Raw genomic sequence first — 22,203 nt, forward strand, 5'->3', positions numbered from 1 at the left:
TTTAAGAACCGGCGTCTTGCGCCCGGTGCCGCGCCTGCATGAACTCCCGATGATTAAGATGCAGCAGGTCTGCCATGCGGCGAATAAGGTGTTCTTCGTACTTGTCGATGCGGCCATCCGCAAAGGCCACGCGCCAGATACTCTCCAGCAGGGCCTGCTTACCTTCCTGGTCCAGGCACTCGTTGATCTGGCCGGTAAATTCATAGAGCGAGGTGGCATCGTCTGCGTGGCTGAGGGCGTCTTCCAGAATTTCCTCGGCTTCAGCCCGCGTCACCTGGTGTGCCTTTACTGCGCCATCAACGATGGCCTGCAATTCGCGCTCGTCTTCATCCTGGTCGACACGGGAAAGCTGAACCATCAATGCCGTGGCAGCCACTGCGAGCTGATGGTTATCAAGCTTCTCGCGTTCAGCTTCCGGTGCCGCAAACAGTTTTTTCAGGCGCTCGATCATGATCGGAGAGTCCCACTTCTGTGATTGGTTTGAGGCGACGCGTCAGGCGGCCTTGGCCAGCTGCCGTACCCGGTTTTCCAGTTCAATCTGGTCGGCTGTGAACCGGCGGATACCATCGGCCAGCTTCTCGGTAGCCATAGCGTCCTCGTTGGATTCCCAGCGGAACAGTTTCTCGTCGATGGTGCCAAACTGATCCGGTGAGCTGGCGGTGTCGGCGACCAGTCGACGCGGCAGATCGCCCAGGTCGTCCTGCAACTCCTGCAGCAGGGTAGGGCTAATGGTCAGGCGGTCACAGCCAGCCAGCATTTCAATTTCGCCGGTGTTCCGGAAACTGGCACCCATCACCACCGTTTTAAAGCCGTTGGCCTTGTAGTAATTGTAGATGCGGGAGACGGAAAGCACCCCCGGATCTTCTGCGGCCGGGTAGCTGTCACGGCCTGTGCTGGCCAGGTGCCAGTCCAGGATTCGACCGACAAAGGGCGAGATCAGGAATGCCCCGGCCTGGGCGCAGGCCGCAGCCTGAATGAAAGAAAACAGCAACGTCAGGTTGCAGTGAATGCCTTCCTTCTCCAGTTGCTCGGCTGCCCGGATCCCTTCCCAGGTAGAGGCAATCTTGATCAGCACGCGACTGGTGTCGACGCCCTGCTTGTCATACAGATCAACCAGGCGGCGGGCGCGCTCGAGCGTACCGGCGGTATCAAAGGACAACCGGGCATCCACCTCCGTCGAAACCACACCGGGAATCAGGTTCAGGATTTCTCGCCCTGCGAGTACCGCCAGCATATCAGTGGCCATGGTCAGTTGCTCGGCGTCTGATCCGCCATGCCGGCGTGCTTCTGCGACCGCCTTGTCCAGCATGGGTCTATACGCGTCAGAGGCGGCGGCCTTGAGCAGCAGGGATGGGTTGGTGGTGGCATCCTCCGGCCGCCATTTTGCGATGGCCTCGATATCGCCGGTATCCGCCACTACCGTGGTCATGGTCTTCAGTTGGTCGAGCTTGCTGGTCATTCGTCCTGTCGTCCCGGTTGATCTGTTATTGGCGCGCCCGAATCCCGGGCGCTGGCTATATGCCTACAATAACGGGGTGCTTTGACAGGAACAAGACAACAAAAGGTATGGTAGCAACTGCCTGCGATTAAGCTTCGGCAATCTCAGGGGTTGCCGGTTCACGCACCTTGTCCAGAGCGGTTTCGATCACTTCCAGGCCGGCGCCGGATTTGTGGGCATTTTCGCTGATATAGCGACGGAACTGTCGACCGCCGGGCTGGCCATGAAACAATCCGAGAAGATGCCTGGACATGTGGGTCAGGAACACGCCGCGCTCAAGTTCGCTCCGGATAAACGGAAGCATGGCCCGAAGTGCCTGATGCCGGGTTTCCACCGGCGCCGCCTGCCCGAAAAACTCCGGATCAACTCCCGCCAGCAGCCAGGGATTGTGGTACGCCTCCCGACCCACCATCACGCCGTCTGTATGCCGGAGATGTTCGTGGCACTCATCGAAGGTCTTGATTCCGCCGTTGATGATGATTTCCAGGTGCGGGTATTTGGCTTTGAGCCGGTATACCCAGTCGTATTTCAGCGGTGGGACTTCCCGGTTCTCCTTGGGGCTCAGGCCTTCAAGAATCGCGATCCGGGCGTGCACGATAAAGGTCCGGCAGCCAGCTTCGGACACTTTTTCCACGAATTCGCAGAGGTCGTCCCAGGACTCCCGGCCATCAATACCGATCCGGTGCTTCACCGTGACCGGCAGGTCGGTTGCCTCAATCATGGCACGTACGCCTTCCGCCACCTTGTCCGGATGGCCCATCAGGCAGGCTCCGATCATGTTGTTCTGAACACGATCGCTGGGGCAACCGACGTTGAGGTTAACCTCATCGAAGCCGTATTGCTGGGCCAGCCTGGCGCAGTGGGCAAGTTCGCCGGCATCGCTGCCGCCAAGCTGGAGGGCCAGCGGGTATTCTGCTTCGTCGTGGCGCAGAAAGCGTGCTGTGTCGCCGTGGATTAGCGCGCCTGTGGTGACCATCTCGGTGTAGAGCAGGGTATGCCGGCTAAGCTGGCGCGCCAGGTAACGGTAGTGACTGGTGGTCCAGTCCATCATCGGGGCCACGCAGAAGCGGCGGGAGGGGCCGGAGTTGTGCAGCATGGTTTGCTGAGATGGTATTCCAGACATTACGGTACCTGTTATCAACCAAAAACGTGTGGCGTAAATCGTTACAGCGAAAAGTTTCGTCTAGTTTAACAGGCATCTGCTTGCGATTTCCGTAGGGCTTTGGCGAAATGCCCAAGTTGCCCGATGCCTCGAAGTATAAGCCGACGTCATTGGCGATTGAGGTCTCCAAAACCTGCGCGGTTGACTTACACATTTGAAAGCCATTGTATCTTGTCGTGGAACAGACCATGTGACACATGGGAAACTGCCCATCCTTTGTTCGGCAATGAAAAGAAAAAGGAAAGAACCTTGACCAAATCCATCTTCATCACCGGCGCAGGTGCCGGAATTGGCCTCGAAACAGCACGTCTGTTTGCTTCAAAAGGCTGGGTTGTCGGTGCCGCGGACTGTGATCAGAACGCGCTCCAGAGTCTGCAGGCCGAACTGGGTGAGAAAGTGTGCTCCACTCATGTCGTCGATGTGACCGACGAAAAGGCTGTCGCTGACGCCCTGTCCGCGTTCGCTGAATGCACTGGGGGAGCCATTGACGCGTTGCACAACAACGCGGGCATTTTGAAGGTTGGTCCCTTTGAAAGCATTGATATGCAGGACCATCGCGCGATCATTGAAATCAATGTGATTGGCCTGATGAATGTTCTGTACGCAGCCTTTCCGTATCTCAAGGCCTCTTCTGGTGCGGTGGTGGTCAATATGAGTTCGGCCTCGGCGGCGTATGGCACGCCGGATTTTGCGTCCTATTCGGCCAGCAAGCACGCGGTTAGAGCCATGACAGAAGCCTTGGACATCGAATGGGAAGATCATGGCATTCGAGTCTGCGATCTGATGCCGCCCTTTGTGAACACGGGGATGGTTCAGGCTAATGCCGGAGCGTCCGGGTTGTTCGATAGCCTTGGTATAAACCTGGCACCTTCTGAGATCGCCACCGAGGTATGGAAGCAGGTGTCTTCGCCTCAACTTCACAGGCCGGTTTCAGGTCAGTTCAAGATACTCTGGCCGATTACCCGGTCATCGCCCACGGCATTGACTCGTGCTGTTATGAAAAAACTGCGGCGGGGATCCTAACTATGCCCCTGATGGTGCAGGCTCTGCTGCCGGTATTTGTCCTGATCATGCTGGGGCATGTGTTTCGCCGCATTGACTTTCCGGGCGGCGATTTCTGGCCCCAGGCGGAGCGGTTTACCTACTACGTGCTTTTTCCGGCCATGTTGGTCTTCAAGCTGGGGCAGGCCAGATTGCCGGCTTCCGCTTATGGTGACATTGCATTGCTCATCGGTGCCATGCTGATCGCGATGACGCTGATCCTGGCGATTGCCCAGTGGTTCTGGCGCTGGTCCGGTCCGGTTTTTTCTTCGGTTTACCAGGGGGCTATTCGGTTCAATTCCTACGTGGGGCTGGCGGCTGGCGGCATGCTGCTTGGCGATCAGGGCCTGTCCCTCACGGCGATTGCGGTTGCCATCATGGTGCCGTTGCTGAATCTGCTGTGCATACTGATGTTTTCACTGGTGGCCACGGAAGGGCCGGTGAGGCTGGTGCCAGTGTTCAAGGCGATTGTGACCAATCCTCTCATAGTGGGCTCGGTGATTGGCGTGGTCTGGAGTTTCTTCGAAATCGGATTTCATCCGCTGATCGGCGGCATTCTCGAGCCGCTAAGCAATCTGGCGTTGCCGATGGGTTTGATGACGGTTGGCGCCGGGCTTCAGCTCAAGGCCCTCAGAGGCGCTTCACTGCCGTTTATTGTTTCATCGGCGCTGAAGCTGGTCGGATTTCCGCTGATGACTGCGGGGCTGGCCTTGTTGCTGGGTCTTGAGGGAATAATGGTTCAGGTGGCCGTGTTGTTGTCGGCGCTTCCCACGGCCACCTCTGCCTACATTCTGGCTCGACAGCTTGGTGGCGATGCCCCCCTGATGGCGGGCATCATCAGTGGTCAGACCTTGCTGGCCATCGTCACCATACCGTTAATGCTCAGTATTCTCTGGTAGGCACTTGAGCACCGCATCGACAATGCTGTGCTGGAAGTTATTGTAACCCTCCGGCGTTGCCTCAATGGCAGTGGCCAGAGGGTCCCAGGTGCTGAAGGTAACGTCCAGGTTCTCCGTGATCGAGCGCCACCACTGGCGGTTAAACTGGGGTTCAGTCAGAAGGCAGGGGTGGTTGGCGTTGCGCAGGTTTTCCTGAACCTCTGCAATATGGCGTGCCCCCGGTGACAGCTCCGGGTTTAGCGTAAGAACGCCTTCGAGTTTCAGTTCATAATGTTCAGCAAATCGGGTAAAGGCGTCGTGATAGGCGAACAGGCTGATTTCGTGCGCCGGTGCAAGGCGGTCCCGGATATTGGCATCGGTTTCTCGAACGCTGGCTTTGAACTGCTCGAAATTCTCGTTTAACGCGCCAGCGTCAACATCTTCCAGTCCTGAGAGAGCATCGCGGACAGTCTCGGCCATTTCGATGGCCAACTCGGGATCCAGCCAGATGTGCGGGTCTTCACCGTCACCGTGGTCATGGCCTTGCCCGTGTCCCTCGTTGTGGTGATCTTCTTCCTTGGCCTCCTCTTCATGAGCATGGCCATGTTGATCGTCCGCGTGTTCTTCGTGAGCGTGCTCATCGTGGGTATCTTCCCCGGATTCGTGCTCGGCATCCATGAGCGCGACCGTTCGGCCGCTGAATTCCTGCCCGGCCAGAAGGCGATTAAGGAAGGTTTCCATGTCGGGTCCGACCCAGAATATGACGTCTGCGTTTTCCAATGCCCGACGTTGGGAAGGTTTCATCGTGTAATTGTGGGGGCTCGAGCCAGGCGGTACCAGGCTCGTCGTCTGCATGTCTTCCGTGGCGATCGCACTGACGATCAGCTCAACCGGTTTGATGGAAGTAACAATACGGGTCTCGGCCTGCAGGGCGCTGTGAAACAGAAGGGTGCCGGCCCCGAGTGCAATAGAAAGTGTTTTTCCGGTAACGCGCATGATAAATGAGATCCTGCGATGCTAATTTGTAATGTTATAATATAACAAATTGGGCCGGGGTCGGCAAAAGAAACTTTCTACGTGCAATTTCTGGTGTGCTCGTTAACTTCCTGATCATGCGAAACCTGCCGTTGGCCGGTATAATGCCCGCTTTATCAAACGGCCACCGATTTTTCAGGAAGGTTTCATGACTGTACGTACCCGAATTGCTCCGTCACCCACTGGAGACCCTCACGTTGGTACCGCCTACGTGGCCCTGTTTAACCTGTGTTTTGCCCGCCAGCACGGCGGCCAGTTTATTTTGCGTATCGAAGACACTGACCAGGCTCGCAGTACCGCAGAATCCGAGCAGGACATTCTCAAGGCTTTGCGTTGGCTCGGTCTGAACTGGGATGAGGGTCCCGATGTAGGTGGCCCTCATGGCCCCTATCGCCAGTCCGAGCGCAAGCACTCGTACCGCCAGTATGCCGAGGACCTGGTCACGGCCGGGCACGCGTTTTATTGCTTCCGTACACCGGAAGAGCTGGAAGCCATTCGGGAAGAGCGCAAGGCCCAGGGCCTGAATCCGGGTATCAAGGGCGATCTGGAGCTGCCCGAGGACGAAGTGAAGCGCCGCCTCGACGCAGGCGAACCCTATGTGATTCGCATGAAAGTGCCCGATGAGGGTGTTTGCGAGATCGACGACCTGCTTCGGGGCAATATTGAGATCGACTGGGCACAGGTGGATTGTCAGATTCTGCTCAAGTCCGACGGCATGCCCACCTATCATCTAGCCAACGTGGTTGATGATCACCTGATGGAAATCACCCATGTTCTGCGGGGCGAGGAGTGGATCAACTCGGCGCCGAAGCACAAGCTGCTTTACCAGTACTTTGGCTGGGACATGCCGGTGCTGTGCCATCTGCCGCTGCTGCGCAACCCCGACAAGAGTAAGCTGTCCAAGCGCAAGAACCCGACCAGCATCAATTTCTATGAGCGCATGGGCTTTCTGCCGGAGGCCGTAACCAACTATCTCGGGCGCATGGGCTGGTCGATGCCCGATGAGCGGGAAAAGTTCACCCTGGATGAGATGATCGAGAACTTCGATATCCAGCGTGTGTCTCTCGGCGGCCCGGTCTTTGACGTGGAGAAGCTGCGCTGGCTGAACGGCCAGTGGCTGCGAGAAGAGCTGACTGAAGAGCAGTTCATGGAGCGCATGCGCCAGTGGTGGTTCAATGAGGATGCCCTGCGTGCTCTGATGCCTCACATCAAGGGCAGGGCAGAGGTGTTTTCGGATGTGGCGCCCATGGCCCAGTTCATGTTCTCCGGCATGCTCAACCTGAGGCCGGAAGACTTTGCCCACAACAAGCTGGAAGAGGCACAGATCAAACGGGTACTGCAGTTTACGCTCTGGAAGCTTGAAGCCCAGCGACACTGGAGCAAGGAGACCATCTTTGCGGATATCAAGGCGTTGGCCAAAGCCATGGACCTGAAGATGGGTGACTTCATGTTCTCCATCTTCGTGGCGGTTGCCGGTACGCCGAATTCCTGGTCTGTGATGGACTCCATGGCACTGCTTGGCCCGGACATGACCCGTTCAAGGCTCAGGCATGCGCTGGAAGTGATCGGCGGCTTCTCCAAGAAGGAAACCAAAAAGGTGGAAAAGGAATACGCGGCTCTGGGTATTCATTAACCGCTTTGGTGAATTAATAAACGGCTTGAACAGGGATGTTCAGAAAACTGAAAAAAAGTGTGTTTCAGAGGTTGACGCCCATAGGGCGGATCCTTAATATACGCAGCCGTTGAGGGGCCATAGCTCAGCTGGGAGAGCGCAACACTGGCAGTGTTGAGGTCGGCGGTTCGATCCCGCCTGGCTCCACCAATTTCTAGTCCCCTTCGTCTAGTGGCCTAGGACTCCGCCCTTTCACGGCGGCAACAGGGGTTCGAACCCCCTAGGGGACGCCAATACGGCTTGACGGTTTAGTCCACCGGAAAGCCATCAAAAAAACCGCCTTCTGGCGGTTTTTTTGTGTCTGAATTTCGGGTCAGACAAAAATGGGGTCAAATGAAATTTCCATCTGACCCCGGATTTATTCAGCGCTCGGCAATGGCACCCTTCCCAACACCTTCATAAGCCTTCACCCGGATGGTGTCTGTCGCGAACTCCACCTTGAGCTTGTCGGCCATGTGGGCGGCAATCAGCTCCACCGTGGTGTCGGTATCCAGCATGTATACGCGCTCCTCTGGCAGGGTCAGTGCAAACTCTCCCTGGTTGGCCTCGTATTCGAAGGTCACATAGCGAACGCCGTCTTCGCCAACATGGCGACGCACCACATCCTCCTCGGACCCCACGTAGATATCTCGCCAGAGCTTGGCCCAGCGGAGCTCCAGATCGTAATCGCGGTGGCCGTTCCGGTCGATTCGAATCGGTGATCGATGGCCGTGGGCGATGCGCTGGCAGTTGCCCAGGTGTTTCTTGAGGCCGTGGACATAGTGGTAGTAGGCACCGTCGATTTCCTCTTCCCGGAGATTGATCTCCACGGAAATCACGTTGGCCGGAAGCACGGCCTTTATTTCCTGTTCCAGCAAAGAGGCCACGGCCGAGGGCACAACCCGGTCGGCGGACAACCAGACAATGGCCTCGTCCGGGGAGCGGTGAATGATCTGGCTGCCGTCCGTGAGTGCCCAGGTAAAAGTGTCTGGCTGCTCCTCACTCCAGGACAGCCCCTGGTAGCCGCGGGGAATCACCAGGCGATGGTCAACACGCTCATCGATCACCCGCTTGATGGTGCGTTTTACGTTACTGAAGTCGAACACCATGCCCTGTTCGTCCAGCTCCCCGCCAAGCACCACATCCGCAATCCAGCTTTCACCCACCAGCCCACGGGTCGGGTCCAGGTAGGCAAAATCGATAACGGTCAGGTTGTCTACAAACAGATGGTTCATCAAATTTCCAGGCGGGTATGGTTGATTGATGGCCGAATTCTAGCAAAAATCACCGAATACAGCAGTCTGGCGGTTGGCCACTGCTTCATTTCTTTTTGCTATCGGACTCATCATTCTAAACCTCGACTCGCACATCGATCAGCAATTTCCGGTACTGATACTGGCGGCCGGTGCCTCGAGCCGCCTTGGTCGGCCGAAAGCCCTCCTACCGCTGGCTTCTGGTGATGGAACGGATGTGGGCTCTCGTAACCGTACGATGTTGGACGTCGCCATTGCCCAGGGCCGAATCCTCAGCCCGGACGTTCGAGTGGTGTGTGGGGCCTGGTACCCGCTCATACGCTTTCGTTGTCGGCGGCAACCTTCTTCCTGGTTGCGGGCGCCGGATTGGCAGGAGGGCATGTCGGCGTCGCTGTCAGCGGGTCTTCGCAGTCTGGGGCCAGCCGTAAAAGGCGTGTTTGTTCTGGTGGCGGACCAGCCGCTACTGGATCTGAACGCCCTTGAGGCCTTTGGCAAGGCGGCGCGCTGCGTACCGGAACAGCCCATTGCCGCTGATTATAGTGGCCGGCCGGGTGTGCCCGCCTATTTGCCCAGATGGCTCTGGCCGCTGGTGTTGGATCTGGAGGGGGATAGGGGCGCCGGGCGACTGCTGGCAGAGGTGCGCGCAACCCGGGTAGATATTGCGGGGGTCCACGATGATGTGGACACCCCGGCGGACTGGCAGAGGATCAGGGTGCTGCTCAACCGAACAGGCCAGACAGCCAGGCAATCCCGACGCTGAAGATGCCGAGACTTATGGCAAGACCAATGGTGTAGACCCGGGACGATGCCGAGCGCTGCTGCGCAACGAAAAGGTCGATTGTGCGCTGGGCTATGTCTTCGGCGGTTTCCCTCGAGATTTCGTGGGCTTGCTGAATAGCCTCGGACTGAAGGGTTTGCCAGAACTCGGTATCAATCGTCTGCACACTCGTGATGTGATCTTTCAGCTCGGCCATATGCTCGCTCGTGAAGCCGGTATTCTTTTTCAGTTCCTTCTTGAGCACTGCCAGCTCGCTGCCAAGGTTCAGGTTGACCTCCGCGGCAACTTCGTCCCGTAGATTTTTGGTCCGCTCGTCGACCATTTCGGTGACGGCGTTCAGGCGTTCCTCGATCACCGCGTCCTGTTTGCTGCGGGATTCATCCAGAGCCCGCTTCAGGTGATCGAACTGCTCGTCAAAGAGGGAACTGAGTAGTTCGTGAAGGCGGTTGTTGATGTGAGTTTTGACTGCGGAACGTGCGATCTGCTCAATCAGTTCGCTGGTCAAGGGCACTACATTGGCTTCCGGGTTGCTCCGGCTGGCTGAGTCGCCAGTCTTGGGCGACAGTTCCACCGATGCATCTGCAGGGACGTTCAGCAGTTCTTCCTCCTCCGCGACAGAGGGCTCAGATTGGAGCGGTGGCTCCGGCAAGGTTCCACCTGTGACATCACTGGCCAGTTGGTCCAGAACTTCTTTGAGGCCATCGGTTTGAGGTGGTTTGGTCAGGATATTGTAAACACCGAAGTTCCTGGCCTCCTCCATAAATGATGACGATTTTTTGGATGTGCACATGATGATGGGGATGCCGGCGGTCTCCGGATTGCCCTTGATGGCTTTGGTCGCCTCTACGCCATTCATCCCCGGCATTAGATGGTCCATGAAGATGACATCCGGACGCCCCTGGCTGTTCAGGAAATCGAGGGCCTCCTCGGCCGAGCCAGCCATATTGACTTCCATATCGCGACTTTCCAGCAGTTTGCTCAGGGCAAATCGGGCCACCTTGGAGTCATCTACCAGCAGAGCGTTCTTGATCGCCATGTCACTACCTCAATCGTTTACTGCAAACGCGTTTGTTATCGGGCCGTTATGATTACCAGCCTTCCAGTTTCGGGCACTCTGTGGCCCGGTAGCTCTTGTCCCGATAACAGACACCGGGTTCAGTGGTTCGGGCAGTGAAAATTTCCCCTGCCGCTGTGGTCAGGCGCACCTGTCCGTAAGGCTCGCCATGACGGAATGTAGCTTCGATCGAGCTGCCGTTGGGGTTCTTCAGCAAGCCCTTGCCGTGGAACTTTCCTTCAATGTATTCGCCCTCGTATTTCTTGCCGCTGGCGAAGACCTCTGCCCCGGTGCCGTGGAAGGCGCCGTTGGAAAATTCGCCTTCGTAATGGCGACCGTCGGGGTAGGTCAGTGTGCCGGTGCCATGAAATTCGTCGTTCCGGAAGCCGCCGACGTAGAGCATGCCATCCGCGGTGGTCAGGGAACCGTGGCCATTAAGCTGTCCGTCCTGCCATTGGCCGGTCAATATGTCGCCGTTTGCCAGTGTAAGCGTGCCTTTGCCGTTAAACTGGTTGTCCCGGAATTCGCCGGAGTAGCGCGAGCCGTCGGCACTGCGCCATTCACCGTCACCCTCGCGGTTGCCTGCAGACCAGCCTCCCTCGTAACGGCCACCGTCGGGATACCACGCGGTGCCCTGGCCGTGGAATTTGCCGTCCACGAAATGGCCCTCGTAGCGCAGTCCATCTTTGTCCTCGAAGGTGCCATCGCCGGTCTTCACGCCACCGATCCAGGTCCCGTCACGGAAATTCACCGTGGTCAAAGCCTCCAGTTCGCCCAACAGGACCATCTCATTGCCGGCTTCCAGGGCAATGGAGCGGTTCCAGGGTTTGAAGCCTGGCTTGGTGATGGTGACCTGATCGCCGACAACGTTTGAGCGGAGCACCAGCAGCGCCTGCGTCGGTGGCTGCGGTTGCTCTTGTTTTTCCGGTTTTTCCGGATTCGCCGGGGCGGTGTCTGTTCGGGTTGCCATTACCGATGGCGGTTCAGCGACGGCCAGAACCTCCGGCTTCTCCGGCATGGATGGAACGGTAAACGGAGTGGCCTCTAACACGGGCGGGCGCAAATCCCGGGCAGCCTGTTCGGTTCTGGCGGATGCCTCCAGAACAGGCTCAGGGGCCGGCTCGGGCTCGGTAGTGATAGAGGCAACAACTTGATCCGTCGGGGGTGGTTCGAATGCTTCTGCCATATGCAGGTCATCCCTAACCGAGGCGAACCCGGCGGTTACCAGCAGCATGAGCGCCAGGGCATTGACGAACAGAAGCGGTCTGAAATCGACCATGACGGAACCTCTTGATCCTGCATTCTTGGAATTCTGTCTACCGGTTCATCTTACCCAGTGAGTGCAACGCTATGTAACAGAAAGTGACGGGGAGTTACCGAGAATGCAGGCCAAATCACACTTTATCCGGAAGCTGATCATGGTTGAGCTGCTCCCATGATCTCATGTACACGTCGGCTTCGTATTGATAAGGCGATTTGAAAGGGGTTAGCACGAAATCGAAGACGAGAAAGAAAAACCCGATGGAGGCCCAGGCGATGGCCAGGGTGCTGATGGTCGTTGCCTGCACCTCCGGGTTCGAGTTAACGAAATTCTGTAACACCGGAATCAGATCCGATGCCATCGCAACGGGGTTGAAGCTGGCCATCACCAGTGGCACCCAGAACGCGATGAAGATCGGGAAAAATCCGAATGACCAGAGCAATCGGCGTAGCAGATAAAGGGCAACTTCCCGCCAGAAGCGCTGTCTGACTTCCGGTACTTTCCGGATGCGCTCAAGGTACTGCCGACGTTCTGCCCAGTAGGCGGCTACTTCCGGGGCCTCAACGGCCTTTGATTGAGGTGCAGGTGTTGTCATGTACGGCGCGGTACCCTATGGCTTCTGGAGTGATGCATGATAAGCGATACTACGTGTTACCCTACAATTCTCCAATTGTTTAAAGACAGGATAGTTTGAATGGCTGCAGTGATCGACAACGCAACCCATCCGGCCTTTGAGAAACTTCGCAGTCACCGGATCGATACACTCAACCTCGAGGTCGAGGAGTATCGCCACAAGAAGACTGGCGCCCGCCATCTGCATCTGGCAGCCGACAACGACGAAAACGTGTTTTTCGTTGCCCTGCGTACCTTCCCGATGGATTCCACCGGGGTGGCGCATATTCTGGAACACACGGCATTGTGTGGCAGCGAGCGTTTCCCGGTTCGTGATCCGTTCTTCATGATGATTCGGCGGTCACTGAACACGTTCATGAACGCCTTCACCAGCAGCGACTGGACGGCCTATCCCTTCGCCAGCATGAACCGGAAGGATTTCGACAATCTGCTGTCGGTTTATCTGGATTGTGTATTTTTCTCCAAGCTCGATCCGCTGGATTTTGCGCAGGAAGGTCATCGCCTTGAGTTCGATAAACCGGAGGATCCGTCCACCGACCTGGTTTATCGGGGCGTTGTCTACAACGAGATGAAAGGCGCCATGAGTTCGCCCACGTCCCAGCTGTGGCAGAACCTCAGCAGCCACCTGTTCCCGACCACGACCTATCACTACAACAGCGGTGGAGAGCCCGATCACATTGTAGATCTGAGCTACGATGACCTGCTGCAGTTCTACCGCCACCACTATCACCCCAGCAACGCGATATTTGCGACCTACGGCGATATTCCGGCTCATGAGCATCATGAGCAGTTCGAAGAGCTGGCGCTGAAACGGTTCGACCGGTTGGACATCGATCTTCCGGTTCGCGACGAGAAGCGCATGTTCGCCCCGGTCAGGGTAGAACAGGGTTATGCGGTCAACGAAGGCGAGGGTACCGACAACAAGACTCACATCGTTGTTGGCTGGTTGCTGGGCCACAGTTTCGATTTGCAGGAGAACCTGGAGGGTCAGCTGCTCTCTGCGGTACTGCTGGAAAACAGTGCCTCACCACTGATGCGAGCCCTGGAAACCACGGATCTTGGGCATGCACCTTCGCCCATGTGTGGTCTGGAAGACTCCAACCGTGAAATGACCTTTGTTTGCGGCATCGAAGGCAGCGAGCCGGACAAACACAAGGATCTGGAAGCCTTGCTTGAGTCCACGCTGCTCAAGGTCGTGGAGGAGGGCGTCAGCCAGGAACGTCTGGAAGCCATCCTGCATCAGCTCGAACTGCATCAGCGGGAAATTGCTGGTGACCAGTTCCCGTACGGTCTGCAGCTGATCATGAGTGCCATTGCACCCATGGTGCACGGTGGAGATCCGGTTGAATTGCTGGATCTGGAGCCTGTCCTGGCGACCCTCCGGGAAAAAATCCGGGATCCGCAGTATGTGCCAGACCTGATCCGCCGTAAGCTTCTTGAGAATCCGCACCGGGTCACCCTGACCCTGCGGCCGGATGAAAAGCTCGAGTCCCGCCGGCAGGAGGCCATCCGTGAAGCGCTGGCCCGTCGCAAGGCCGAGCTGACGGATGACGAGGTCCGGATGATTGTTGACCGGGCCAGGGCGCTGGAAGAACGCCAGATGCAGAAGGACGATGACTCCATTTTGCCAAAGGTGGATCTGTCTGATGTGCCTCTGCAGATGCCAGAGCCGGAAGGGCGTTATGACGGCGACATTTCGGCAACCGTTTATGCCCGTGGTACCAACGGTCTGGTTTACGAGCAGATTGTTGTCCCGGTGCCGGCGCTGACCGAAGAGGAGCTGCTGCTGGTGCCTTACTACACCACGCTGATTTCCGAAGTGGGTTGTGGTGATCTGGACTACCTGCAGATGCAGGACCGTATCTCTGCGGAGTCTGGTGGTATCGGCGCAGCGTTCAGCGCCAAAGGCCGGATTGATGACGTTCAGGCGCTGTCCGGTTACATCATCTTCAACGGCAAGGCACTGGCCCGTAACCGCAGTGAATTGGCCCGTCTTCTACGGGATGTGTACACCAATGCCCGCTTCGATGAGAAAGAGCGAATCCGGGAGATCATTGCGCAGATCCGGGCCCGTCGCGAGCAGGCCGTAACCGGTAGTGGCCATGCCCTGGCCATGGGCGCGGCTTCACAGGGTATGAGCCCGGGCGCCTGGCTTTCTTTCCGTCTGGGTGGTCTTGCCGGTATCCGCGGCACCAAGCAGCTGGATCAGGCCCTGAAAGATCCAGAGGAATTGACGGCGCTCTGTGACAAGCTTTCTGCATTGCACGAGAAGATCGGCAAGCAGGGTCGGGAGTTCCTGGTGATTGGTGAAGAGGATCAGCTCCCGGCGATGGTTGATGATCTGAAATCCTGCTGGCGTGATGCCTCCGGAGCGGGCATTGCAGGCTGGAAAATGGAACCGGTCAATTACACAACCCGTGAGGCGTGGCTGACCTCCACCCAGGTTAACTTCTGTTCCCGGGCCTACAGCACTGTCGCTGTGGATCATCCCGATGCGGCGGCACTGACCGTGCTGGGTGGTTTCTTGCGTAACGGTTATCTGCACCGCGCCATTCGGGAGAAGGGCGGCGCCTACGGTGGCGGCGCCGGGCAGGACAGCGTGAACGGCACGTTCCGGTTCTTCTCCTATCGTGATCCGCGCCTGGAGGAAACGCTGGACGATTTCGACGCGGCCCTTGCGTGGCTTCAGGACAATGACCATGAGTATCAGGAGCTCGAAGAGTCGATTCTTGGTGTAATTGGTCAACTCGACAGGCCCAGATCACCCGCGGGCGCTGCTCGGCATGCGTTTCACAACAAGCTGTTTGGTCGAACGCCGGAGCAGCGTGCCAGGTTCCGGGAGCGGGTGCTGTCCGTCACCCTGGATGACCTGAAGCGCGTGGCCAGAACCTGGCTGGTGCCGGAGAAAGCCAGCACGGCCGTGGTGACCAGTCCGGAAAACTGGGCCAGGGCCGAGAAGCTTGGCCTGAACATTCAGGAACTTTAAAACCGATATAAAAGAGGCCAGATGAAATGTTCATCTGGCCTCTTCTTTGTCCGACCGATTTCTTATTCTGCCCCGATGACGCCCTCGAGTCTTCAGTGCCTCTATCGCTGCCGCTTCAGACCGGTTGTCACCATGATTCGGGTGGAGATCTCCTCAACCGAATAGGCGGTAGTATTCAGGTACGGAATCCGCTCACGCCGATACATCAATTCGATTTCCTCGATCTCGTGCATGCACTGCTTGATGGATGAGTAACGAGAGTTTGGTTTGCGTTCGTTGCGGATGGTTGCCAGCCGCTCCGGTTCGATAGTCAGCCCGAAAATTTTCTCTTTGTAAGGTTTCAGGGCTTTCGGGATCTGCTGGTCTGCCAGGTCTTCTTCGGTAATCGGATAGTTCGCCGCCTTCACGCCATATTGGAGTGCCAGATAGAGACAGGTGGGGGTTTTCCCGCTTCGGGAGGCGCCAACGAGGATCAGGTCTGCTTCATCGTAATGCCGGGTGCGCGCGCCATCGTCATTATCCAGCGCGAAATTGACGGCATTGATCCGGCGTTCATAGCTCCCTTCATTGTTGATGGCATGGGATTTACCGACGGTATAAGAAGAGGAAGACTGGAGTTCCTGTTCCAGGGGGCTGAGAAAAGTACCAAAGATGTCCACCATGAAACCCTCGGCGGTGGCGATGATTTCCCGGATATCGCTGTTTACAATGGTATCGAACACCAGTGGCCGTGCGCCGTCTGTCTCGGCCGCCTTGTTGATTCGTTTTACCATTTCCCGGGCTTTTTCTTCGTCCGCAATGTAGGGAACGGTGACTCGTTCAAACTCAATCTTTTCGAACTGGGCCAGAAGGCTGTGCCCGAGTGCTTCGGCTGTCAGGCCGGTGCCATCAGAGATGAAAAAAGCAGTGCGTTTCATGCTGTATCGTCCGGTTCCTTGGTTCCTTGATTCCCTAGCTTAGTGGCCTAGGTAATTTCCGCAGGTTACAGTATCATACACGCCAAGTTCGAGACTCCGCAGTGGATATTGCCTGCTTTTGCCGCTTGATACCGCTGGCCCGGTTTTGCTCTAAGCTTCACAGACTCAAGGGAGACACGCTTTGGAAGATTACATTATCTGGTTTGATCACCTGGGAATGTCCGATGTCGATCGGGTAGGCGGCAAGAACGCCTCACTCGGAGAAATGATCAGTAATCTCGCCAACGCAGGTGTTACCGTTCCGGGTGGCTTTGCCACCACTGCGCACGCCTATCGTGAATTCCTCGCTACCGATGGCCTGAAAGGCCGGATCGACGAGGCTCTGGATGCCCTGGACATCAACGATGTCAACGAACTGGCACGGGTTGGAGCGAAGATTCGCCAGTGGATCATTGAAACGCCATTTCCGGACGTTTTGGAAAATGCTCTGAAAGAGTCCTTTGCAGCGCTGCAGGATGGTAACGAGCATATGGCCGTTGCGGTTCGCTCCTCCGCCACTGCGGAAGATCTGCCGGACGCCTCATTCGCTGGCCAGCAGGAAACCTTCCTGAACGTCGTAGGTCTCGAGCAGGTACGCACATCGGTGAAGGAGGTGTTTGCCTCCCTGTTCAATGACCGAGCCATTTCCTACCGCGTCCACCATGGCTTTGACCACAAGATGGTTGCCCTCTCGGCCGGTATCCAGAAAATGGTGCGCAGTGAAACTGCAGCCAGCGGCGTGATGTTCACATTGGATACCGAGTCCGGTTTCCGGGACGTAGTGTTTGTGACGGCCTCTTACGGTCTGGGTGAGACGGTTGTTCAGGGTGCTGTAAACCCCGATGAATTCTACGTGCACAAGCCGACATTGGAAGCCAATCGCCCGGCCGTCCTGCGCCGTAATCTGGGCAGCAAGGCCATCAAGATGGTCTACCACACCAAGCCCGGTGAAGGTGAGTTCGTTGAAACGGTCAAGGTTGAGCAGGAAGACCGTAACCGCTTCTGTATCACCGATGCCGAGGTGGAAGACCTCGCCCGGCAGGCAATGATTATCGAGAAGCACTACCAGCGCCCCATGGACATTGAGTGGGCGAAGGATGGTGATGACGGCAAGATCTACATCGTTCAGGCGCGCCCTGAAACAGTTAAAAGCCGCGCATCCGCCAACGTCATGGAACGGTACTTGTTGAATGAAACCGGCAATGTGTTGGTGGAAGGGCGCAGTATCGGCCACAAGATCGGCAGTGGCCCGGTAAAGATCATCACCAGTATCAAGGAAATGGACCGTGTCCAGGCCGGGGATGTGTTGGTCACTGATATGACCGATCCAGATTGGGAGCCGGTGATGAAGCGGGCGTCCGCCATCGTGACTGATCGCGGCGGCCGCACCTGCCACGCCGCCATTATTGCCCGTGAATTGGGCATTCCCGCCGTGGTTGGATGCGGTGATGCCACCGAGTTGCTGAAGGATGGCCAGGAAGTCACGGTTTCTTGTGCCGAGGGCGACACTGGCTTGATTTACGAAGGCTCCCTGGACTTTGAGCTCCGGGAAAATACCGTGGATTCCATGCCCAATATTCCGTTCAAGATCATGATGAACGTGGGTAATCCCGACCGTGCATTTGATTTTCAGGCACTTCCCAACGAGGGCGTTGGCCTGGCGCGGCTGGAGTTCATTATCAACCGGATGATCGGTGTGCATCCCAAAGCGCTGCTGAACTTTGACGGGTTGCCGCGGGACATCAAGCAGACCGTTGAAAAGCGCATCTCCGGCTACAGCTCCCCGGTGGATTTCTACGTCGACAAGCTGGTCGAAGGGATTTCAACGCTGGCGGCAGCTTTTGCGCCGAAGAAGGTCATTGTTCGTTTGTCCGACTTTAAATCGAACGAGTACGCCAACCTGATCGGCGGCACTCTGTACGAGCCGGATGAAGAAAACCCGATGCTGGGCTTCCGGGGCGCTTCCCGCTACATCTCCGAAACTTTCCGGGACTGCTTTGAGCTTGAATGCCGCGCCCTGAAGAAAGTGCGGAACGAGATGGGCCTGACCAATGTGGAAGTTATGGTTCCCTTCGTCCGGACCGTGGGCGAGGCGGAGCAGGTAGTGAATCTGCTGGCGGAAAACGGACTCAAGCGCGGCGACAACGGTCTTCGGGTGATCATGATGTGCGAGCTTCCGGCCAATGCCTTGCTGGCGGACCAGTTCCTGGAACACTTTGACGGCTTCTCCATCGGCTCCAACGACCTGACCCAGCTCACCCTCGGCCTGGACCGGGATTCCGGCATCATTGCCCACCTGTTCGACGAGCGTAATGATGCGGTCAAGGCGCTGCTGTCCAACGCGATTCAGGCCTGCAAGAAGGCTGGCAAGTACATTGGTATCTGCGGTCAGGGTCCCTCCGACCACCCCGATCTGGCCAAGTGGCTGATGGATGAGGGGATCGATACGGTGTCACTGAACCCGGACTCAGTGCTGGACACCTGGTTCTTCCTGGCCGACGAAAAAATCGACTGAGCTTATTTCCAGGATAAGGAGAGCGACAACGTGACGACGATAATTACCCCGGACCTGTGTGATGAATTTCCGGAAGTGCTGGTTGTAGAGCCCGGCTTCAATAACTACGGTGGCCACAAGGCATTTGGCGGTGAGATTGTGACCGTGAAGTGTTTTGAAGATAACTCCGTCGTGAAAGAGCAGGTTGGCCAGCCCGGGAACGGTCGTGTAATGGTCGTGGATGGCGGCGCTTCAAAGCGTCATGCGCTATTGGGCGACATGCTCGCGGAGAAGGCTGCGAGCAACGGCTGGGCGGGCCTGATCATCTATGGTTGCGTGCGCGACGTGGATGAGATTGGCAACACCGCTCTGGGCGTGCAGGCCCTTGGTACCCATCCCAGAAAGAGTGAGAAGCGTGGCTTGGGCGACCTTAATGTGCCGGTCACCTTCCACGGCGTTACCTTCCACCCCGGGCACTATGTCTATGCCGATAACAACGGCATCATTGTTTCTGAGAAGCCTCTGGTTTGAGGCTTTTATCGCCACAGACAAAAACGGCGGCCATTGGCCGCCGTTTTTCGTTCAGCGAGTGACTTCGCTGATGTTTGTTCCCAGCAGAAATCCGTCTCCTTCTGGTTCGCAGCGAATAACCTCGCAAACGGTCTCCAGCGGCGGGAACTGATCGCTGCTGGAGTGAAGAACTGTGTGAAGTTCTTCACCAACGGCCACTTCCTGCTCGACGTAAAGCTGCATGCCGGCGGCGCTAAGGTCGCGACAAACTCCTTTAAAGCGATTGCCCCGGCTATCGGTAATCTCAATCTCCGAGTTTACCTGCATACGGTGGAAATCGCGTTTCTCCGAGTAATCCTTCATGGCATCAGGCCCAATTGTCGGTTTTTCTTGTCGGTTTGAGCATCGGAATGATCAGTGCCAGCAGCACACCACCGAGAACCAGACCTGCGCCCAGCAGCATGAAGTCGTATTCCTTGCTGGCTTCAAGACGTTCGTTTTCGGCCGTCAGTACCTCAAGGTCATTGCGAATCTTCTGGTTCTCCTCGCGGAGCTCGCGATTGCGACGTTCCAGGTTAATGGAATCGGCGGCGATACTCTTGATCCGCTGAAGCTCTTCCTGGAGTTCCTGCGACCGGTCGGAGAGGGAGGATTCCGAACTTTCGAGAGCATCCCTCTCACTGGTTACGTTAGCCAATTGCTCCTTTACCTGTGCGAGCTCAGCGCGCGTTTCTTCTAACTGCCGGTTGGCCGTACGCAGACGATCTGCCGCAATGGGTGTCTCGCTCAGGTATTGGCTGGAAACCCAACCTTCGGTGCCCTTGGGGGTGCGAACAAGGGTGTATCCGGAATCGGAGGCCTCAATGACTTCCAGCGGCGTGCCACTGGGAACCGCGTTTTCGATGATCCGGAACTGGGAACCTGCGCCGGATCTCACCGGCAGATACAACTGGTCGTCAACCCAGACAGTCTTGGCCTGGGCAACAGCAATGGAGGACACTGCGAACAACACACTGATTGCGAGACGAAAAAGCGTCACTGGTTACGTTCCCTGAAATTCTGCGGTTGAAATCTGAGTCTGTTTAAAAGCGCAATTTTGTCACAGATGCCCCGCCGTGCAAGCGCGCCATCATTACAATAAACTCATGGGCCCCCAGGGCCCGCTTACGGGAGGACGGCTTTGAAAGGCTTTACCACAACCTTTTCATAGACGCCTGCCTCCACATAAGGGTCGGCATCCGCCCAGGCCTGGGCTGCTTTCAGAGAGTCAAATTCTGCGATTACCAGGCTACCGGTGAAGCCGGCATCGCCGGGCTCTGGAGTATCCAGCGCCGGATGAGGGCCAGCGACAAGCAATCGGCCCTCGGCCTTCAATGCCTGAAGTCGGTCGATGTGAGCCGGACGTGCGGACTGACGTAACGGCAGGCTGTTCTCGACATCTTCACTGATAATGGCGTAGTACATTCAGCTCTCCGAACTGGTTTTCAAAGACAAGATAGTTGATCAGAGAATCAGCGGTCGTGTCGTGCAAGGGTTGGCTGGTACACTGTCAACCCTTGGCTATCCGCCAGTTATCTGAAGATTCAGGATATTTTGTGACTATACCGCAAGACCCGCATTTGTGCATTGATCTGCATTGCCACAGCACGGCTTCCGATGGCGCGCTATCACCGGCGGCACTGGTCGAGCGCGCTGCCGGTCGGGGCGTTACTCACCTGGCCCTTACTGACCACGACACGATCGCTGGCCTTGCCGAAGCCGAGGCGGCTGCGCAGGCGCAGGGTATCATCCTGATTCCCGGGGTTGAGCTTTCCTGTCTCTGGAAAAGCCGGACCATCCACGTCGTCGGCCTGGATTTTGATCCCGGGCAGGCCGGTTTCAGGCAAGCGCTGGAGCAGCAGAACGACAATCGCTGGGCTCGTGCTCGTATGATTGCGGAGCGCCTGGGTAAGCTTGGTGTTGATGATCTTCTCGGTAAGGCCTCCGGGGCTGCCGGTGGCGACGTGCCCGGACGGCCCCATTTTGCCCAGGTTCTGACAGAGGCTGGCGTGGTTCGCAATGCTGCCCAGGCATTCAAGCGATACCTGGGTAACGGTAAGCCCGGTGATGTAAAAGCTTTCTGGCCGGAGCTTCCAGAAGTCGTACGCTGGATCACCGAGGCAGGTGGCGTTGCGGTTCTTGCCCATCCCCGAAAATATCAGCTTACAGCAACCAAACTCCGGGAGCTGACCGCGGATTTCCGAAGGGCAGGGGGGCAGGCAATTGAGGTGTCTACTTCAGGTCAATCCAGTGGTGATCTGGGTTTTCTTGCAGAACTGTGCCGGAAAGAGAAATTGCTGGCATCCCAGGGCAGTGATTTTCACTTTCCCGGCGCTCCCTGGTGTGAGCTTGGCCGCATCATGAAAATGCCAGACGGGCTCGAGCCGGTCTGGCATTCCTTCAGACAACCTGTTCCGGGTGCGGCGCAGGCTTAATCCGGCGCGTGGAACAGCAGGTAAAGATCCGTCAGTGAATCCGGGATGGCGTCAGCCATCTGCCGGGATAGCTTTTCACTGTTGCGAACCTTCTGGAAGTCCTCGTCATCAAACAGGCCTGAGAGTGTCAGCATGGGCACCATCAGATCGGCCGCTTCTTCTTCGCTGGTCGCTTCGAGCCATTCTTCTTCGTGTTCCAGGAAGGTGTCCACGAACCCGGCGCACCAGTTTTCCAATGCGTTCATGGGGTCGCCATCCTCCGGCTCCGGCAGTTCCAGGGACTGCCCCATGTCCAGTGAATGGGCCATGTCATTGGCCAGCTGGGTCGAGCAGCGCCTGAACACCTCGGGAATCCCGGTGTCGGGCACCTGATCGGTGCCCGTGGCGAGCCGGAAGATTTCTTCCGCGCTCAGTTCAGCCGGGCCGACAACGCTGGCGCAGACCACCCCATGAAAACCGAAGAAATCCAGGGCATCATCGCCCCAGGGCTCGGCAAATAGGATGTCTTCCAGCGCTTCTATGTCGGAGTTCGATAGCAT

General features: G+C 57.1%; 21 protein-coding genes and 2 tRNA genes. 10 read left to right on the top strand and 13 right to left on the bottom strand.

Going from position 1 to position 22,203, the window contains the following annotated elements:
- Window position 1: 1 nt before the first annotated feature.
- The 3 genes from J3362_RS04200 to dusA form a co-directional block, all read right to left on the bottom strand.
- Window positions 2–451 carry a tellurite resistance TerB family protein gene (locus J3362_RS04200; RefSeq protein ID WP_349518259.1) on the bottom strand — a complete coding sequence of 150 codons (450 nt, stop codon included), beginning with the start codon at window positions 449–451 and terminating at the stop codon, window positions 2–4.
- Window positions 452–493: 42 nt separating this feature from the next.
- A complete protein-coding gene (tal, locus tag J3362_RS04205) occupies window positions 494–1,459 on the bottom strand; it encodes a transaldolase (RefSeq protein WP_349518260.1) in 966 nt (321 codons plus the stop codon).
- 127 nt (window positions 1,460–1,586) lie between these two features.
- On the bottom strand, window positions 1,587–2,621 hold the full coding sequence (dusA, locus tag J3362_RS04210) for a tRNA dihydrouridine(20/20a) synthase DusA (RefSeq protein ID WP_349518261.1): 1,035 nt from the start codon (window positions 2,619–2,621) through the stop codon (window positions 1,587–1,589).
- 288 nt (window positions 2,622–2,909) lie between these two features.
- On the opposite strand from dusA, the gene J3362_RS04215 reads away from it, so the two are divergent.
- Both J3362_RS04215 and J3362_RS04220 read left to right on the top strand, forming a co-directional pair.
- Entirely contained in the window at window positions 2,910–3,683 is a 774-nt protein-coding gene (locus tag J3362_RS04215; protein ID WP_349518262.1) for an SDR family oxidoreductase, read from the top strand.
- A gap of 2 nt (window positions 3,684–3,685) precedes the next feature.
- Window positions 3,686–4,600 (top strand): AEC family transporter, encoded by a 915-nt coding sequence (locus J3362_RS04220; RefSeq protein ID WP_349518263.1) that lies wholly within the window; start codon window positions 3,686–3,688, stop codon window positions 4,598–4,600.
- Here J3362_RS04220 and J3362_RS04225 read toward each other — a convergent pair.
- Window positions 4,577–5,575: a zinc ABC transporter substrate-binding protein gene (locus tag J3362_RS04225; RefSeq protein WP_349518264.1), complete on the bottom strand. Its 999-nt coding sequence runs from the start codon at window positions 5,573–5,575 to the stop codon at window positions 4,577–4,579. The two genes, J3362_RS04220 and J3362_RS04225, sit on opposite strands and share 24 nt — an antisense overlap.
- 187 nt (window positions 5,576–5,762) lie before the next feature.
- Between J3362_RS04225 and gltX the strand changes: the two genes are divergently transcribed.
- From gltX to J3362_RS04240, 3 genes are all read left to right on the top strand, one after another.
- Window positions 5,763–7,247 carry a glutamate--tRNA ligase gene (gene gltX / locus J3362_RS04230; protein ID WP_349518265.1) on the top strand — a complete coding sequence of 495 codons (1,485 nt, stop codon included), beginning with the start codon at window positions 5,763–5,765 and terminating at the stop codon, window positions 7,245–7,247.
- Window positions 7,248–7,360: 113 nt separating this feature from the next.
- Window positions 7,361–7,436 (top strand) — tRNA-Ala (locus J3362_RS04235).
- A 7-nt stretch (window positions 7,437–7,443) separates the two neighbouring features.
- Window positions 7,444–7,519 (top strand) — tRNA-Glu (locus tag J3362_RS04240).
- A gap of 129 nt (window positions 7,520–7,648) precedes the next feature.
- Here J3362_RS04240 and J3362_RS04245 read toward each other — a convergent pair.
- Window positions 7,649–8,500 (bottom strand): 6-carboxytetrahydropterin synthase, encoded by an 852-nt coding sequence (locus J3362_RS04245; protein WP_349518266.1) that lies wholly within the window; start codon window positions 8,498–8,500, stop codon window positions 7,649–7,651.
- A 73-nt stretch (window positions 8,501–8,573) separates the two neighbouring features.
- Between J3362_RS04245 and J3362_RS04250 the strand changes: the two genes are divergently transcribed.
- The gene (locus J3362_RS04250) at window positions 8,574–9,278 is read left to right on the top strand and encodes a nucleotidyltransferase family protein (RefSeq protein ID WP_349518267.1); all 705 of its coding nucleotides are present in this window, start codon (window positions 8,574–8,576) and stop codon (window positions 9,276–9,278) included.
- Here J3362_RS04250 and J3362_RS04255 read toward each other — a convergent pair.
- The 3 genes from J3362_RS04255 to J3362_RS04265 form a co-directional block, all read right to left on the bottom strand.
- Window positions 9,238–10,332, bottom strand: a complete 1,095-nt coding sequence (locus tag J3362_RS04255; RefSeq protein ID WP_349518268.1) for a response regulator — start codon at window positions 10,330–10,332, stop codon at window positions 9,238–9,240. The genes J3362_RS04250 and J3362_RS04255 overlap by 41 nt on opposite strands.
- A gap of 52 nt (window positions 10,333–10,384) precedes the next feature.
- Window positions 10,385–11,629 carry a PEGA domain-containing protein gene (locus tag J3362_RS04260; protein ID WP_349518269.1) on the bottom strand — a complete coding sequence of 415 codons (1,245 nt, stop codon included), beginning with the start codon at window positions 11,627–11,629 and terminating at the stop codon, window positions 10,385–10,387.
- Between the two features lie 115 nt (window positions 11,630–11,744).
- Window positions 11,745–12,206 carry a hypothetical protein gene (locus tag J3362_RS04265; RefSeq protein ID WP_349518270.1) on the bottom strand — a complete coding sequence of 154 codons (462 nt, stop codon included), beginning with the start codon at window positions 12,204–12,206 and terminating at the stop codon, window positions 11,745–11,747.
- A 99-nt stretch (window positions 12,207–12,305) separates the two neighbouring features.
- Here J3362_RS04265 and J3362_RS04270 point away from each other — a divergent pair, with 99 nt between their 5' ends.
- Complete coding sequence (locus J3362_RS04270; RefSeq protein WP_349518271.1) at window positions 12,306–15,230, top strand: insulinase family protein; 2,925 nt, start codon at window positions 12,306–12,308, stop codon at window positions 15,228–15,230.
- Between the two features lie 101 nt (window positions 15,231–15,331).
- On the opposite strand, the gene ppsR is transcribed toward J3362_RS04270, so the two are convergent.
- Window positions 15,332–16,147, bottom strand: coding sequence for a posphoenolpyruvate synthetase regulatory kinase/phosphorylase PpsR (gene ppsR, locus J3362_RS04275; protein ID WP_008174940.1), 816 nt, complete (start codon window positions 16,145–16,147; stop codon window positions 15,332–15,334).
- A gap of 217 nt (window positions 16,148–16,364) precedes the next feature.
- Between ppsR and ppsA the strand changes: the two genes are divergently transcribed.
- Both ppsA and rraA read left to right on the top strand, forming a co-directional pair.
- Window positions 16,365–18,701, top strand: coding sequence for a phosphoenolpyruvate synthase (ppsA, locus tag J3362_RS04280; protein WP_502882417.1), 2,337 nt, complete (start codon window positions 16,365–16,367; stop codon window positions 18,699–18,701).
- A gap of 30 nt (window positions 18,702–18,731) precedes the next feature.
- Window positions 18,732–19,211 (top strand): ribonuclease E activity regulator RraA, encoded by a 480-nt coding sequence (gene rraA, locus J3362_RS04285; protein ID WP_349518273.1) that lies wholly within the window; start codon window positions 18,732–18,734, stop codon window positions 19,209–19,211.
- A gap of 51 nt (window positions 19,212–19,262) precedes the next feature.
- Here rraA and J3362_RS04290 read toward each other — a convergent pair whose 3' ends face one another.
- From J3362_RS04290 to J3362_RS04300, 3 genes are all read right to left on the bottom strand, one after another.
- On the bottom strand, window positions 19,263–19,553 hold the full coding sequence (locus tag J3362_RS04290; protein WP_349518274.1) for a PilZ domain-containing protein: 291 nt from the start codon (window positions 19,551–19,553) through the stop codon (window positions 19,263–19,265).
- A gap of 4 nt (window positions 19,554–19,557) precedes the next feature.
- Window positions 19,558–20,229 carry a TIGR04211 family SH3 domain-containing protein gene (locus tag J3362_RS04295; RefSeq protein WP_349518275.1) on the bottom strand — a complete coding sequence of 224 codons (672 nt, stop codon included), beginning with the start codon at window positions 20,227–20,229 and terminating at the stop codon, window positions 19,558–19,560.
- Window positions 20,230–20,354: 125 nt separating this feature from the next.
- Window positions 20,355–20,654: a YciI family protein gene (locus J3362_RS04300; RefSeq protein ID WP_349518276.1), complete on the bottom strand. Its 300-nt coding sequence runs from the start codon at window positions 20,652–20,654 to the stop codon at window positions 20,355–20,357.
- 131 nt (window positions 20,655–20,785) lie between these two features.
- Here J3362_RS04300 and J3362_RS04305 point away from each other — a divergent pair, with 131 nt between their 5' ends.
- The gene (locus J3362_RS04305; RefSeq protein ID WP_349518277.1) at window positions 20,786–21,664 is read left to right on the top strand and encodes a PHP domain-containing protein; all 879 of its coding nucleotides are present in this window, start codon (window positions 20,786–20,788) and stop codon (window positions 21,662–21,664) included.
- Here the strand turns inward: J3362_RS04305 and J3362_RS04310 are convergent.
- Complete coding sequence (locus tag J3362_RS04310; RefSeq protein ID WP_349518278.1) at window positions 21,661–22,203, bottom strand: YecA/YgfB family protein; 543 nt, start codon at window positions 22,201–22,203, stop codon at window positions 21,661–21,663. The two genes, J3362_RS04305 and J3362_RS04310, sit on opposite strands and share 4 nt — an antisense overlap.

The organism is Marinobacter sp. NFXS11 (assembly GCF_040148675.1).
Classification (GTDB): domain Bacteria; phylum Pseudomonadota; class Gammaproteobacteria; order Pseudomonadales; family Oleiphilaceae; genus Marinobacter.

What these genes read in the sequence shown, in the direction of transcription:
- J3362_RS04200 (WP_349518259.1), bottom strand. Translation starts at nt 451, where the DNA reads ATGATCGAGCGCCTGAAAAAACTGTTTGCGGCACCGGAAGCTGAACGC.
- tal (WP_349518260.1), bottom strand. Translation starts at nt 1,459, where the DNA reads ATGACCAGCAAGCTCGACCAACTGAAGACCATGACCACGGTAGTGGCG.
- dusA (WP_349518261.1), bottom strand. Translation starts at nt 2,621, where the DNA reads ATGTCTGGAATACCATCTCAGCAAACCATGCTGCACAACTCCGGCCCC.
- J3362_RS04220 (WP_349518263.1), top strand. Translation starts at nt 3,686, where the DNA reads ATGCCCCTGATGGTGCAGGCTCTGCTGCCGGTATTTGTCCTGATCATG.
- J3362_RS04225 (WP_349518264.1), bottom strand. Translation starts at nt 5,575, where the DNA reads ATGCGCGTTACCGGAAAAACACTTTCTATTGCACTCGGGGCCGGCACC.
- gltX (WP_349518265.1), top strand. Translation starts at nt 5,763, where the DNA reads ATGACTGTACGTACCCGAATTGCTCCGTCACCCACTGGAGACCCTCAC.
- J3362_RS04245 (WP_349518266.1), bottom strand. Translation starts at nt 8,500, where the DNA reads ATGAACCATCTGTTTGTAGACAACCTGACCGTTATCGATTTTGCCTAC.
- J3362_RS04255 (WP_349518268.1), bottom strand. Translation starts at nt 10,332, where the DNA reads ATGGCGATCAAGAACGCTCTGCTGGTAGATGACTCCAAGGTGGCCCGA.
- J3362_RS04260 (WP_349518269.1), bottom strand. Translation starts at nt 11,629, where the DNA reads ATGGTCGATTTCAGACCGCTTCTGTTCGTCAATGCCCTGGCGCTCATG.
- J3362_RS04265 (WP_349518270.1), bottom strand. Translation starts at nt 12,206, where the DNA reads ATGACAACACCTGCACCTCAATCAAAGGCCGTTGAGGCCCCGGAAGTA.
- J3362_RS04270 (WP_349518271.1), top strand. Translation starts at nt 12,306, where the DNA reads ATGGCTGCAGTGATCGACAACGCAACCCATCCGGCCTTTGAGAAACTT.
- ppsR (WP_008174940.1), bottom strand. Translation starts at nt 16,147, where the DNA reads ATGAAACGCACTGCTTTTTTCATCTCTGATGGCACCGGCCTGACAGCC.
- ppsA (WP_502882417.1), top strand. Translation starts at nt 16,365, where the DNA reads ATGTCCGATGTCGATCGGGTAGGCGGCAAGAACGCCTCACTCGGAGAA.
- J3362_RS04290 (WP_349518274.1), bottom strand. Translation starts at nt 19,553, where the DNA reads ATGAAGGATTACTCGGAGAAACGCGATTTCCACCGTATGCAGGTAAAC.
- J3362_RS04300 (WP_349518276.1), bottom strand. Translation starts at nt 20,654, where the DNA reads ATGTACTACGCCATTATCAGTGAAGATGTCGAGAACAGCCTGCCGTTA.
- J3362_RS04310 (WP_349518278.1), bottom strand. Translation starts at nt 22,203, where the DNA reads ATGCTATCGAACTCCGACATAGAAGCGCTGGAAGACATCCTATTTGCC.